Annotated in this window: 8 protein-coding genes; 7 read left to right on the top strand and 1 reads right to left on the bottom strand. The window is 49.2% G+C overall.

What is annotated here, in order from left to right; genetic code table 11:
• Positions 1-2: 2 nt before the first annotated feature.
• Positions 3-1250 carry an efflux RND transporter periplasmic adaptor subunit gene (locus tag E5358_RS10335; protein ID WP_135940113.1) on the bottom strand — a complete coding sequence of 416 codons (1248 nt, stop codon included), beginning with the start codon at positions 1248-1250 and terminating at the stop codon, positions 3-5.
• Positions 1251-1545: 295 nt separating this feature from the next.
• On the opposite strand from E5358_RS10335, the gene E5358_RS10330 reads away from it, so the two are divergent.
• From E5358_RS10330 to E5358_RS10300, 7 genes are all read left to right on the top strand, one after another.
• On the top strand, positions 1546-2823 hold the full coding sequence (locus E5358_RS10330) for an SH3 domain-containing protein (RefSeq protein WP_135940112.1): 1278 nt from the start codon (positions 1546-1548) through the stop codon (positions 2821-2823).
• Positions 2824-2852: 29 nt separating this feature from the next.
• Positions 2853-3584 carry a Fic family protein gene (locus E5358_RS10325; protein ID WP_135940111.1) on the top strand — a complete coding sequence of 244 codons (732 nt, stop codon included), beginning with the start codon at positions 2853-2855 and terminating at the stop codon, positions 3582-3584.
• Positions 3585-3790: 206 nt separating this feature from the next.
• Complete coding sequence (locus E5358_RS10320; protein ID WP_135940110.1) at positions 3791-4519, top strand: winged helix-turn-helix domain-containing protein; 729 nt, start codon at positions 3791-3793, stop codon at positions 4517-4519.
• A gap of 119 nt (positions 4520-4638) precedes the next feature.
• Positions 4639-6828, top strand: coding sequence for a TonB-dependent receptor (locus E5358_RS15370; protein WP_277821257.1), 2190 nt, complete (start codon positions 4639-4641; stop codon positions 6826-6828).
• Positions 6829-7416: 588 nt separating this feature from the next.
• Complete coding sequence (locus E5358_RS10310; RefSeq protein ID WP_135940109.1) at positions 7417-8976, top strand: ATP-binding protein; 1560 nt, start codon at positions 7417-7419, stop codon at positions 8974-8976.
• Between the two features lie 161 nt (positions 8977-9137).
• The gene (locus E5358_RS10305; protein WP_135940108.1) at positions 9138-10634 is read left to right on the top strand and encodes a xylulokinase; all 1497 of its coding nucleotides are present in this window, start codon (positions 9138-9140) and stop codon (positions 10632-10634) included.
• Positions 10635-10658: 24 nt separating this feature from the next.
• Entirely contained in the window at positions 10659-13682 is a 3024-nt protein-coding gene (locus E5358_RS10300) for a helix-turn-helix domain-containing protein (RefSeq protein WP_135940107.1), read from the top strand.
• The last annotated feature ends 188 nt before the right edge of the window (positions 13683-13870 follow it).

Raw genomic sequence — 13870 nt, 5'->3', positions numbered from 1 at the left:
TGTTATTTCTTCACCTTCAGTTTGTTTTTCCCTTTGTATTCCTTCATGTCACTGACCACCACACGGTCGCCGGGTTTCAGTCCGCTTATGACCTCGACATAATCGTAGTTGGAGTCGCCCAACTTTACTTTCTGCTTGCGCAACTCACCGTCACCGTCGAAGACAAAGAGCTCGTAGTCGCCCTGCCCGATGTAGTAGGAGCCGTTCTTTATGCGCAGAACGTTGTCTTTAACGGAGTTCATCACGTAGACATCTGTCTTCAGTCCCGCCCTCAGACGCTTGTGGCTCGGGTTGTCAAGACGTACGGTGAAATTGATTGTACCGTCCTTTGAGGTCGGAGTTATAGAGGCGATAGAACCCTCCAGCTTGTCGCTGCCGATGCGCACGATGACCCTTCCACCAATGCCAAGCTGCTCACTGTAAGCGTCGGCGATGCTCGCCTCCACCTTGAAGTGGCTCAGGTCGCTGACCACCGCCACTTTTTCGCCTTGGTTGACCATTGCTCCCATATTATTATTAATGTAGGTGACAACCGCTTTGCGTGGCGAACGGATTTGTGCATCGGCAAGTGTGCGGCGCATGTTGCCAAGGTTTTTGTCGGAAATGTCACACTCCAGCGATTTCAGTTTCTCGTCGGCATGCTTCATACGCCTCTCATTGCCGAGCTGTTGGCGCAACTGCTCAAGTTCCAAAAGTGCAGTCTTGTAGGAAAGTTCCGCCTCTCGCACCTTGTCCGTTGTCCCGCTTCCGAGACTGTCAAGGTAACGTTCGTTGCGCACATTGGTGGCAAGGCGGTTGACCTTCATCTCCGAAACCTTCACCTGCATCTCAAGACTGTTCAGCTGTGTGGTGTTGTTCACCTTTAGTTTGCTCATCTCCAGACGCTGCATTTCGCTTTGGTCGGCGGCGTTCTGGTAGTCGGTCTCCGCTTTGTCAAGGTCAAGACGCATGAGTACTGTACCGACATTGACGCTGTCGCCCTCCTGCGTAAGCACCTCGAGGATGCGCGTTGACACGGGCGAATTGATAATCTCGTCAAAGGCGGTGACGCGTCCCGAGGCAGTGATGCTCACCTCTATCGTGCCTTTGTCCACATCGCTCACGGCAAGGTCGCGCATGTAAACACTGCTCATGAATGCCTGCATGACGCATACAACCGCAATGATTGCCACTAAAATGACCGCCGCCACTTTGATGAGGCTCTTCCTTTTCCGCATCAGAATCTCTTTCTTTGGAATTTCTCTGTCCATATTTCTTTTTGTTTTTTTAGTTTGTTCGTTTGTTTGCTGTTACGCTGTTTATTATCGCTAAAACCATGCCAAACATGCAAATGCTTGATAATCAATGCTGGTTGCCATACGCTTGTGTACGGTAATAAATACCTGATGTCCGAAAACGGACAGTTGGTTGCTGTGTTTTCAGATAGTTTGTGCCATTGACGGAGAAGGCTTCTCAAATGCAAATAAATCAAAATTCTTCATGAAATATGCATGCCTTTTGATAAGATTATGTAATTTTGTGAAGAATAATAAAAACAATGGGCTTATGAGGAGACTGGTTTTTGCGATGTTGCTTGTCGCTGTTGCGACAGTGCGCGTATATGCCAACGATGGTGTTTACTTCACAAGTGGGAATTTCCTTGTGCCTGTGAAGGAAACCGATGTTGCTGTGTCAAAGGAGATTCTGACAATCACTGTCGGGAAAGACGGCTTTGCGCATGTCGATGTCTTTTACGAGTTCTTCAACCGTGGAGAAGAAAAGACCGTGACAATGGCATTTGAAGCCTCCTCGCCATATAACACCATGGAGCCGCTGAGACGTGAAGGTGGGCATCCGTTCATCCATGATTTCACGGTGATGATAAACGGCAAACAGCTGGAACACACAAACGGCATTGTCGCGACAGGCTGGGTTGACGGTGTGCATACCACAGATTTCACTCCTCTTGATGCTGCGAAATGGAAGGGATATGGAGAGGTTGCGGACAGTATCCTGCCTTATGAGGATGCTGTTTATAACCAGGAACTTGACAGTCTCACGTCTTTCGCCTATGCTTACTATTTCCCGGCTCGCTTCCAACACGGGAAGAACATTGTGCACCATACTTACCGCTACCGCATGAGTTATAATGTTGCATGCAGTTTCGAGATACCTTACCGGCTCACTCCTGCCACACGGTGGGCTAACGGACAGGTGGAGGACTTCACGTTGAGGGTGAAATCCGGTGCTCCTGTAGGATTGTGCCTTGTTGATTCGATGTTCAGGGATGCCCCGTTTGTAATCACCGAAGGCAAAGGGTTTGTCATTCCCGTTTCCATGAAATACCAAGGACATTACCTTTTCGCCGACCTTGCCGGTGGCGCGACACTTGAATGGCATTCTAAAAACTTCCGTCCGACGGCAGAAATGAGTATCGTTTCCGCCGATTTGCTTACGCCTGACGAACGTTGGGCGACATCCGCTGATGTCGTTATCCGGGAAAACGGTTCTGTCAGCCGTTACATTGGCGAGAGCGGCGACAACTATCTTGTGGCGGTTCAGGACTATGGTCTTGTGCCGAAAGCCGGTGCACGTGTTGTCAATTTCTCGGCAGAAAAAGGCAACGGCTTCCTTTTTGCAAGAGACTTTGGCACAATAAATGTCCGTCAACGACCGTCAACAGCGAGTCCGAAACTTGGGACGATAGAGTCAGAGGAAGGCTGTGTGCCGGATTCCTACCCATGCCTTGGCTTTGAGAAAGGCTGGTATAAGCTCGGCTATGGTGACCGTGTGGGTTATGTCCGCGAGGACTTGATGCGATGGAGTCCTGTAAATGTGATGTGATAGCAATAAGTGAGAAATAAAGAAAAACCATGAGTGATACGAAAATAACACAGCGATTGCTGCTGCGACTGCGAGAGGAACGCGAAACGGGCCTTAAGGGTGGGATTTACCATAGGACACAGATTGATATGGCATACAATTCAAACCATATTGAGGGGAGCCGCCTGACGCACGAGCAGACACGCTATATTTTTGAGACAAACACAATAGGAGTGACGGAAGAGGCTGTGAATGTCGATGATGTGATAGAGACATCCAACCACTTCCGCTGCATGGATTATATCATCACCAATGCCGAAGAACCTCTGACCGAGGAGTTTGTCAAACATCTTCATTCGCTTCTGAAGGCAGGAACTTCCGACAGTGACAAAAGTTGGTTTGCTGTCGGAGAGTACAAACGCCTGCCAAACGAAGTGGGAGGTGTTGAGACTTCGTTGCCGGAAGATGTTGCGCAGGATATGTCTGCGCTATTGTCCGATTACCGGTCTTTGCAGGAGAAAGACCTTGAGAGCGTTCTAAACTTCCATTGGAGGTTTGAGTTGATTCATCCGTTTCAGGACGGAAACGGTCGTGTCGGACGGCTTGTAATGTTCAAGGAATGCCTTGCCAACGGAATCATACCTTTTATTATAACGGATGAACTGAAAATGTTCTATTACCGTGGGTTGCGAGAATGGCCGCGCATAAAAGACTATCTTACGGACACTTGTCTTACGGCACAGGATGATTACAGAGATTCGCTGGCTTATTTCCGGGTTTGATGCAGTCTTCAAAACTTAGTAAAAGGACTTTGCTGCAAGATGAAAGTCTTGGAAAGTGACAAATAATGTAATAACAGTGTTGTATCTTTGATTTTGTTCTGATAAATTTGGGATAATTCAAAATAAAAACGTAACTTTGTTGCCTAAATAGGTGTAATTACACAAAAAAATGCAACAAAATGGCTATTTTTTAACAAAGTTTCCTTATGAAACCATACCTTTCAATAACAGTATTCCTTGTGCTGCTTCTCAGTGCGCTGTTCTCAAGCTATTGCAGTTACGAGAATCAGAGTGCTTGCCTGCAACATGAGGCAGACAGGGCACTTGCCGTGGCACTGCGACAGCAGCGGAGCGATGTCATAACTCCCGACACCGTCAGTGTTTATCGCAGCAATATAGCCATTGCGGAGATAAGGGACACGGCGGCAATCTCTGTGAGAATGGTCAGAATCGGTGACCGTCACGCCACTGTTCTTGAAGCGGACGCCTGCTGCCCGTTCCTTACTGTGCTGCGGATGTCTGACCAAAGGATGACGGCAGTGCTACTGTTGCTGACGGCATTGTGGACGGTTGGGGTGCTGTGGCATCGCCGGCGGCATCCTTTGGTGGCGGCAAATGCGGTGGAAGATGTGGTCAGTTTTGGAGGTTTGTCCTACGATTTGGCATGCAAACGGTTTTACACAGCGGAGAAAGAGGAGGTGCGCTTCACGCCTATGCAGCACCGTCTGATGGAAATGCTCTTCCTTTCCGATGCCCACCGACTGCCGAAAGAGAGGATTTGCGCTGACCTCTGGCCCAAGAAACCGGATGCGAGTGACACGCTCTACACGCTCGTCCGAAGGATAAAACCTATCATAGAACAGTACGGAAACCTGCACATCGAGTCGGACAGAGGACGTGCATATATGCTGAAGGACAAAACTTCTTGCGACTGAAAAACAAGTTGTTAGCCGTTTGTCAGGAATAATGTCAGGCAAATGTCAGACAGTTTTCCTCACTTAAAACATAAAAAGCCCATACCTTTGCACTGCAAACAAATCACAGATGCAAAGATATGGGCTTTTATTTATTTGATTTTATTCATCCTACGCTTGCCACAATGGCATTCCGGCAAGCGTTTTCCTGCCGGCGAAGCATGGCGGGAGCAGTGTTGTCATGCTTCGTTTTTATGTCCGCACCATTATTGGCACAGGAGCCTTCCGACACCGTTTCTGTAAAAGAACCGATAGAGATAGGGGAGGTTACGGTGCAGGGACACAGGGTTGTGAACACCGAAAACGGCCAGCGAATCTTCCCCACACGCAGGCAGTTGGAGGCTTCCGCCACCGGCTATTCCCTCCTTAAAACCCTCGCCTTGCCGGGAATCTCTGTCGATGAGGTGACGAAGGAGATAAAATCCCCTGACATTCTCGGCGGTGTGCAGATACGCATCAACGACATTGTCGCTACCTCCCAAGACCTTTTGGCTCTGGAAATGGCGACTGTAAAGTCTGTTGACTTCATCCGCGAGCCGGGATTGCGCTACGGCAAGGACATCGCTTATGTAATAAACATCAATGTAGTGCGACCGACAAGCGGCTACACCATTGGCGGAGAACTTACGCAACCGCTGACCTGCCTGCGCGGTTCGCAGAACGTTTTCGCACGCTTCAACCGTGGCAAGAGTGAGATTTCCTTGGATTACGGTTGCGGATTGCGCTACAGTGACGGAGTTATGACGGAGAGAACCACTACCTACACCCTTGCCGACGGTACAGAGTACACCGCCTTTGCCAAGGACATTGTCAATCCCGACAAAGGCATTGACGGCACGATGCGCCTCAGATACAGTCTTGCGGATGAAGGAAAATATCAGTTTAATGTGGCTTTGTCGGGTGCGTTCTCCCACGCTCCCAAGGCACGACGCGTTCGGGAAATGGAGACACCGGTGGGCATTGCAAATGTTGTCTCCAACATTCGCGACCGCTATTCCTCACCGCAGCTGGACCTATATGTCAATATCAATCTTCCGCACAAGCAGACATTGACCGCCAATGCCACGGCAGCGTATGTCGGCAGCCGTTATGACTACCGTCGCGAAGATGTCGGAGAGTATGCTTATAGTGTGCGAGGAAAGATGCGTTCTGTGAGCGGTGAGGTGCTGTACGAGAACCGTTTGAAGCCTTTCACGCTGTCGGCAGGGCTGCAATACAGCCGTGACCGCATAAGCAACGAGTACTCCGGCGATATTGCCAACTCACCCCTGATGCGCCAATCGGAGGTCTACGCCTATGCACAGTTGCGCGGTTCGTCAGGCAAACTGGGTTGGAAAGCCGGCATTGGACTGGCACAAAAACGCTACACTCAGGGCGGTGAGTCGTTCCGTTATACGCTGCCTCGTCCTGTCGTGATGCTGAGTTACAAGTTCTCGCCTGCCTTTTTCGTGCGTTACAATTACGAGTTGTCAATCCACGCACCGAAGAACATGTTCCTGAACGATGTCACGACAACCGACGAAACAGTGCCTTTGCCGTCGGGCGTGATAAAGGAAATGACCGTCGGCAATCCTTCCTTGAAGCCCGACAACCGCAATGAGCACAGTCTCCTGCTGTCGTTTGCGGGGAAGAAAGTCGATTCGCAGCTCTCCGCCATGTACCTTTATTACAGGAGCAACACCATAATGCAGAACATTACTCGCAACACTTTGGACGACGGCACGACGCAGTTCTTGTTCACAAGGCGTAACCAAGGGTCAATCAGGATGATGTTTGTCGGTGACTATACAACCCTGCATCTCATTGCCGACAAGCTCGATGTGTCGCTTTACGGAGCAGTGTCGCGCTGCTGGAACTATGGCGATGACTATACGCACACCTTCACTTCGCTGATGTACAGTGCGCAGATGAACGCCTATCTCGGCAGGCTTATGCTCTCCGCCTCTGCCGGTAACGGCTGGAGTTTCATGGAAGGCGAGACAAAATCGAAGGGCTGCATCACGACATCCCTGTCTGCTTCCTACCGCTTCAACCACGTTTTCAACCTTGCACTCCATTGGCAGAACCCTTTCCGCAAGGATGTTGCGGTGAACGACATTGAGCTTCTCAACCGCAATCTGCATAGGAATCTCCGTGTCTCTTCCGGCGATATGGGCAACAAAGTGACTCTGCAACTGAATGTCAGTCTGTCCCGTGGCAGGAAATTTGCTGAGGCTGAGCGCATCCTCCGACCACGGAAGACCGACCCGGGGGTGATGAAGCATGAGTAGGGTGGAAGCGAATGGAAATTAGAAAACTCACGCCTTTTTTAACGCAAATAGTCGCGTAAAACTAAAATCACACATGGAAAACAAAACTATTGCGTGGATTTTATGCTTTTTATACTGTGTTGGTAATCAATGGTATAAGGATATTTGTATTCTTATCACTATCCATTTTTATAGCGAAAGGTAACGCTTGACATGACAAATGGTATCACTTTACAGTCCAAAAGGTATCGAATGGCAATACTAATCAATAGCTTTTGAATCATAAAGTGATACCTTTTGCTCTTTATTTTAATAGAAATGATTTGTGAAAGTATTATTTTCCCCTTGAAAAGACGTGTTTTCAAGGTTTTTGAACAGAAATAATTAGAAAACCCATTGCTTTCGTTTGTAAAGATTTTTCACCGTTTTAAAACTGTCATTTCAATGGCATAGCCATGGATGATGGTATGACATGTACGGCTCTTCTGTCGTCAAAACATCTTTGATTGTTCACCTTCCGTAAGATAAAGGCGCAAAAAAGAGAATGCAAATTTGCTTATGTCGGCAAAAAGTAGTATATTTGTGGCGAAATAAAAAGCAATCAAGAGTATGGAAAAGCACAGATACCCACTCGGAATACAGTCGTTTGTGGAAATAAGGACGAAAGGTTACTTGTACATCGACAAGACGGATTATGTGTATAATCTGGCAAACGGGAATGCAAAAAATGTATTCCTCGGTCGTCCGCGCCGTTTCGGCAAGTCGTTGCTCGCAAGTACTTTGCATTGCTATTTCGAAGGGCGCAAGGAGCTTTTTGAGGGTCTTAAGATTGCGGAGCTTGAGAAAGAATGGGAGCAATACCCTGTGCTGCATTTCGACATGAGCAAGGACAAGCACATGGATGAGGCACAATTGCGGGAATATCTGTTGCGCCAGATGCGCAGATACGAAAGTATTTACGCCACAGAGAGGATGCCGACATTCTCACATCTTGATGATTTGATAGAGGCTGCATACAAAAAGACCGGCAAGCAGGTGGTCGTCATCATCGATGAGTATGACGCTCCGCTGCTTGATGTGGCACACGAGGGAGACAGACTGATGAATCTTCGCCACATAATGCGTGCGTTCTACAGTCCTTTGAAGGCTTGCGACCCATATCTGCGCTTTGTGTTCTTCACCGGAATAACAAAGTTCTCGCAGCTCAGTATCTTCTCCGAACTGAACAACATCGACAACATCACGATGTGGGACAGATTCGCCGGCATCTGCGGAATCACAAAAGAAGAACTGCTCACCGACATGAGTGAGGACATTGATCTGCTGGCAGAGAAGTTGAAAGTCAGTCGCGAAGAAGCGATAGAACGGTTGAAATACAACTACGACGGTTACCATTTCTCCTCCGTATCGCCGGACATCTTCAACCCGTTCAGCCTCCTGACCTGCTTTAACCGTATGCAGATAGGCAACTATTGGTTCAGTTCCGGCACTCCGACTTATCTCATAGAGATGATGCGGAAATACAACACTCTGCCGTCAGAGATAGGCTCAAGAATCGAGGCGACTGCAGATGACTTTGACACGCCTGTGGAAACAATGCACTCAATCATGCCGTTGATGTACCAAAGCGGGTATGTCACCATAAAAGACTACTCGGAATTGTTCGACCTATATACACTTGACATCCCGAACAATGAGGTGCGTATCGGACTGATGAAGGCATTGTTGCCAAACTATATACAATCGTCCGATACGAACATGACCATCAACCGCCTTGTCCGTGCATTCTATCAGAACGATATGGATGGAGCTTTGCAACTTTTGCAGAAGTTCTTCAAGACTGTCCCTTATTGTGATAACATTAATTACGAAGGTCACTGGCAGCAGATGCTCTACGTCATCTTCTCGCTTTTCGGAGGCTATGGCGATGTGGAAGTGCATACTTCCGACGGTCGTGTTGACCTTGTGATGAAGCTCTTCGGCAAGCTTTATCTGATAGAAACAAAGATTGATGCGCCAAGCGATGAGGCTATGCAGCAGATAGATTTGAAGGACTATCCGGCACGCTTCTCACTTCTCAACCTGCCAATCGTCAGCATCGGCATAGCGTTCAGCACAAAAGAGCGCGGAATAACAAGTTGGCAGATAAACGAACAAGATGCGGCATAACATTGAAATTCTGCCCATAAAATTTGTATTATTCAGAACTTATTATTAATTTTGCTAACGGAATGTCAATGCGTCTGTCATGGAAAGGCTGCATTGTCGTTCCGTTGGCTTGTTTAACACATAATGATTAAAACCATACAAACAACAAAACTATACGACTTATGGAAAAGAAATATTTGCTGGGATATGACATCGGGACATCTTCAGTAAAGGCTTCTGTCGTCGACGCAGCGACAGGAAAGACAGTGGCAAGTGCGCAATATCCTGACCAGGAGGCACCGATAATCTCCAAAGAGGCAGGATGGGCAGAGCAGGAACCTGAGATGTGGTGGGACGAACTGTGTGCCGCCACCCGGCGCGTTTGTGAGAAAATCGGTGGAGATTCTCCACTTTCCGCAGTCGCAGCGATAGGAATCTCCTACCAGATGCACGGACTTGTCTGCGTGGATAAGGACGGAAAACCTTTGCGCCCGTCAATAATCTGGTGCGACGGACGTGCCGTGCCTTACGGAAACGCTGCCTTTGAGGCTATCGGAGGTGAGAAATGCCTCGGTCATCTGCTTAACTCTCCCGGCAATTTCACGGCTGCCAAACTCGCATGGGTCAAGGAAAACGAGCCTGACATCTATAATAACATCGACAAAATCATGCTTCCGGGCGACTATATCGCCATGCGTCTGTCAGGCGGAGACAAGAAAACAACCGTTTCAGGTCTGTCGGAAGGAATGTTCTGGGACTTCAAGGACAATGAGGTTTCGCGTGATGTGATGAACCATTTCGGCTTCTCTGACGACATCATTGCGGAGATTGTGCCGACATTCTCAGTGCAGTCACGTGTCTGCAAGGCTATCGCCGATGAACTTGGCATCCCTGAAGGCACACCTATTTCCTATCGTGGCGGCGACCAGCCTAACAATGCTCTCTCCCTGAATGTAATGAAACCGGGCGAGATTGCTGCAACGGGAGGAACATCAGGTGTGGTTTATGGTGTGCTCGGTGAGGTGAACTACGACCCGAAATCACGCGTGAACACTTTCGCACATGTCAACCATAACCAACCGGACACCCGTCTCGGCGTGCTTCTCTGCATCAACGGCACCGGCATTCTGAATGCTTGGATGAAGCGCACTGTGGCTCCGGAGGGCATTTCCTATAGCGAAATGAACGACCTTGCAGAGTCTGTTCCTGTTGGAGCAGAGGGACTTAGCGTCATTCCTTTCGGCAATGGAGCGGAGCGTGTGCTGCAGAATGAGAATCCGGGAGCGTCTGTCCACGGCATAAATTTCAACATTCACACCAAGGCACACATGCTTCGCGCTGCTCAGGAAGGCATCGCTTTCTCCTTCGCCTATGGCATGGAAATCATGGCACAGATGGGCATGGACATCAAGACCATCAAGGCGGGACATGCAAACCTTTTCCTCTCACCGCTGTTCCGCCGTACTCTTGCCGCCGTTACAGGAGCGACAATCGAGCTGTATGAGACAGACGGCAGTGTAGGTGCTGCCTATGGTGCAGGCATCGGTGCAGGAATCTATAAGGACAGTGATGACGCTTTCAAGACTCTGAAGCACATTGCGACAGAGAAACCGGAGGCTGAGGCAGCCGAATACAAGGCTGCATACGAGCGCTGGAAGGTCGCTTTGGCAGGAAAATAAGCACGAAATATCTCTGATACTATTTTGAAACACATCATTACAACAATACTGGCTGTGCTGTTGCTGTCACTGGATAATGTGGCGGCAGCGGTACAGCCGCGTTGTAAAGTGCGCATTTTCGGAACGGAAGACGGACTGCCGGCAGGCGTAATCTCCGGACTTGTGCATTCCACGGACAACCTTGCATGGATGATTTCGTGGAACGGACTGTCATGTTATGACGGCTATCAGTTCACCACATTCCGTAATGTGCCGGGCAAAACCGTATTGCCTACCAACCACCTGAGCCATATCGCCCACGGACATAACGGCAATCTGTGGACAGTTACGTACACAGATAGGGCTTATCTTTTCGACAGCCATATCTGTGAGTATATCGATGCATCGGCGATAATAGCATCTTACGGTGAGGGCAAAGGTGCGAACAGCATACGGAAACCGTTCGAGCTCCGCAAGGTTTATCCGCTTTCCAACGGTCATACATGGTTCGTCGGAAAGGAAACGGAGCATTACAGGGTCACGGACTCTCTTCTCCGTGAGCGCAAAGGGATACAGCGGTTCTCGTTTCCGGGCAAGCTCCATAAGGTCTGCCTTGACGAAAAAGGGCGCGAATGGTGCTTTACGGACAAGGGAGCGTACTGTGATGGTAAGTTTGTCTCCAAGGAACGCTACGACTATGTCCATGTCATGAACGGCAAGACATGGCTTGAACCACGCAAAGGAAGGCACGTGAACTCCTGCATTCCTATTGACCGCAACCGTATAGCCATGGCAACCGATGCCGGCATAGTGGTGCTTGACACAAGGAATGGCAGCGAGAAGCATGTCTCTCTGCAAGATTCCGGCAGCGGTTCTGCGGAGGTTCTGGAAATCTTTGTTGACTCCAAGCACCGCCTGTGGTGCTTTACGGCAGCTACGGGAGTGGCTCTTGTGAATCTCAACGCTAAGGAAACCAATGTGAAATGGCTTCATGCGTCCTTGCCGAACGTTACGGATGAGACGCATTCCGACAAGCCTTTGTTCCATGAAGACAGTAATGGAACAGTGTGGGTCGTGCCGACAAACGGCACTTTCTCCTATTTTGATGAGCGCACAGGGACACTTGTAGCTTATCCGCTGGTGCCGACAAACAGTTTGAAGCGTGTTGTGCCACGCATCCGGCGTTATTACAGTGACCACCAAGGAAATCTCTGGGCGTTGTGTCCGCATAACCTTGCGCTGGTAAGTTTTATGACAACAAATGTCAGTCTCAGTCGCCGCAGCGACAATCGTGAGACGCGCGCTGTCCTTCAAGACAAGGATGGGACTGTGATTACAGGCACTATCGACGGTAATCTCTATGGCGCCGGCTTCGAGTTTCGTGCAAGAAAAGGCATCTATGCGCTGTATCGTGACAGCAAAGACAGGCTTTGGATAGGCACAAAAGGTGACGGTCTCTATCTCAGATGGCCTAACGGAAAACTTTCCCATTTCGTTTGTGACAAAAACGACAAGTATTCCATCAGCAGCGACAATATCTATGACATCTGCGAAGACACACGCGGGCGCATACTCGTCGCCACCTTCGACGGCGGTCTCAACATCATCACCCTCGGCGGGATATGGAGCATTGAGAACGCTAAGAACGGAAACCTTGCCTGGGACATGTCCAAACATAACAAGGTGAGACGCATAGATGTGGCACCGGACGGTGTTGTCATTGTCTCAACAACAGGTGGATTGGTGACCTTCTCTGACAAGTTCACATATGGGGCTCCCACCCGTTTCTACATTTCTTGCCACGAAAACAACGACAGAAACTCGCTTCCGAGCAGCGATGTCATGCAGACATGCAGGATGAAGGATGGCAGAATCTATGTCGCAACACTTGGCGGTGGCTGCCAGCTGCTTACGTCCAAGAACCTGCTTGCCGACGATCTGAAGTTCAAGGAGGTCAACAAGCAGAACGAACAGACAGTCCAAGGACTCGTGCGCGACAATGATGACAACCTGTGGATGGTCAGTGACTCCCGCATTTTCCGTCTTGACAAGAGCGGAAATGTCACGGAATACGGTACTGATGACCTTGGCGATGTCAACATTACGGAAGCCTTGCCGTCCCATGATGCCGAGACTGACAGGATAATCCTTGCCGTGGAGGGTGGCACACTCTCATTCCTGCCACGACAGATGAATAGAAGCAACTACTGTCCGTCCATAGTGTTCACAGCGATAGACTATCACGACAATGAGGGTATGAAGCCGTTGCTCAACATCGGACGCCTGGAAGTCAGTGTCGACAAACGCACTCTGACCGTCTATTTCTCAGCACTTGACTACGCAGAGAACAGCGGAATCCGTTACGCTTACCGCCTTGATGACGGCCATTGGACCTACCTCCGCCGTGGCAGCAACAGTGCTTCGTTCACCGATTTCCCTGCCGGAAACCATAAACTCTATGTCAAAAGCACCAACAGTGACGGTGTATGGATGGACAATGTCAAGTCGATAGACATCTATGCCGAACCGACATTCTTCGAGAGTTGGTGGGGCAGGGCACTGTGCGTGCTGTGCCTTTTGTTCTGCATCGTGTATGGCATGGTGTACTATATGCGTCGCAAGAAGGTCGAAATCACAGAGGAAGCAGTGGAGCAGGCTGACGCCGGAAAGGTGCGTTTCCTGTTGAAAACTCCCGATTTCATCGATGAGAACAAGGTGTTCATGGACAAGTTGCTTGCCTACATAGAGGAGAATATCGCCGATTCCGACCTCCGTGTGGACAATATGGCTTCGGAACTGAAAATGTCGCGTACAGTATTCTACGAGCGCATAAAGGAGATTGCCGACATGTCGCCTGCCGATTTCCTTCGCCATGTGCGCATGCAGCGAGCGGAAGACCTTATCAAAGGCACTCGCGAACCGTTCTCGCAGATAGCGTATAAGGTAGGATTCTCCGACCCGAAGTATTTCGGAAAATGCTTCAAGAAGCACACCGGAATGTCCCCTTCCGAGTTCCGAAAGAGTGCGAAGGAAGAGCCATCGTGTCAGGAAAGTAGTACAGTGGAATAGCCTGTGGCAGCTACTTGCCCCTATGGCAATGTTCCTCAAAGCAGTTATTGCTCTAAGAATCCAAAGAATCCAAAGAAATTTTCTTCCCAATGCAAATAGGTTGTGCAAAGGCGAAGCTGCAGTTTCTTTGAATTCTTTGGATTCTTAGAGCAATATTTTTCTTCGCTATACACCAAAAACAATTACTG

It is taken from the genome of Palleniella muris (genome assembly GCF_004792655.1).
GTDB lineage: Bacteria > Bacteroidota > Bacteroidia > Bacteroidales > Bacteroidaceae > Prevotella > Prevotella muris_A.
This window is presented reverse-complemented; position numbering and strand designations above follow the sequence as displayed.